Source organism: Nitrobacter sp. 62-13 (assembly GCF_001896955.1).
Classification (GTDB): domain Bacteria; phylum Pseudomonadota; class Alphaproteobacteria; order Rhizobiales; family Xanthobacteraceae; genus Nitrobacter.
This window is the reverse complement of sequence record NZ_MKRN01000123.1, coordinates 1-1541: the sequence shown is the minus strand read 5'-3', so window position 1 is coordinate 1541 and position 1541 is coordinate 1. Positions and strand designations below refer to the sequence as shown.

The 1541-nt window shown below is 64.1% G+C and carries 1 pseudogene; it reads left to right on the top strand.

Annotated elements, in window-relative coordinates:
• A pseudogene (locus BGN91_RS09835) lies at positions 1–1541 on the top strand (DNA-directed RNA polymerase subunit beta); the annotation flags it as partial.

Here is a 1541-nt window from a genome sequence, read left to right as displayed (position 1 = left end):
CAGCTCGTCTCGGTCGCCGCTGCGCTGATCCCGTTCCTGGAGAACGACGACGCCAACCGCGCGCTGATGGGTTCGAACATGCAGCGCCAGGCGGTGCCGCTGGTTCGCGCCGAGGCGCCGTTCGTCGGCACCGGCATGGAAGGCGTGGTCGCCCGCGACTCCGGCGCTGCGATCGCCGCGCGCCGCTCCGGCGTGATCGACCAGATCGACGCTACCCGCGTCGTCATCCGCGCCACCGAGGATCTCGATCCGACCAAGTCGGGCGTCGATATCTACCGGCTGATGAAGTATCAGCGCTCGAACCAGTCGACCTGCATCAATCAGCGTCCGCTGGTGAAGGTCGGCGACATCGTCAGGAAAGGCGACATCATCGCCGACGGTCCCTCGACCGATCTCGGCGAGCTTGCGCTCGGCCGCAACGTGCTGGTCGCATTCATGCCGTGGAACGGCTACAACTTCGAGGACTCGATCCTGCTTTCCGAGCGGATCGTCAAGGAAGACGTCTTCACCTCGATCCATATCGAGGAATTCGAGGTGATGGCCCGCGACACCAAGCTGGGGCCTGAGGAAATCACTCGCGACATTCCGAACGTCTCGGAAGAGGCGCTGAAGAACCTCGACGAAGCCGGCATCGTCTACATCGGCGCCGAGGTCCGCGCCGGCGACATCCTGGTCGGCAAGATCACGCCGAAGGGCGAAAGCCCGATGACGCCGGAGGAAAAGCTGCTCCGCGCCATCTTCGGCGAGAAGGCCTCCGACGTCCGCGACACCTCCTTGCGCGTGCCTCCGGGCGTGCAGGGCACGATCGTCGAGGTGCGCGTGTTCAATCGCCACGGCGTCGACAAGGACGAGCGCGCGCTCGCGATCGAGCGCGAGGAGATCGAACGCCTCGCCAAGGACCGCGACGACGAGCAGGCGATTCTCGACCGGAACGTCTACGGCCGCCTCGCCGATTTGCTCGAAAACCGCCAAGGCATTGCCGGCCCGAAGGGCTTCAAGAAGGACACCAAGATCACCCGCTCGGTGCTCGAGGAATATCCGAAGTCGCAGTGGTGGCTGTTCGCTTCGCCGAACGACAAGCTGATGGCCGAGATCGAGGCCATGCGCAAGCAATACGACGAGTCGAAGAAGGGCCTTGAACAGCGCTTCCTCGACAAGGTCGAGAAGCTGCAGCGTGGCGACGAATTGCCGCCCGGCGTGATGAAGATGGTCAAGGTCTTTGTCGCGGTGAAGCGCAAGATTCAGCCGGGCGACAAGATGGCGGGCCGTCACGGCAACAAGGGCGTGGTATCGAAGATCGTTCCGATCGAGGACATGCCGTTCCTGGAGGACGGCACCCACGCCGACATCGTGCTCAATCCGCTCGGCGTGCCCTCGCGCATGAACGTCGGCCAGATTCTCGAAACCCATCTGGGCTGGGCCTGCGCGGGCCTCGGCAGGCGGATCGGGCAGGCCGTCGATGCCTATCTCGCCAGCGCGAAGCAGGAAACCAAGCCGCTGAAGGAGACGCTCAAGAAGGTCTACGGCGACAACGAGACCAT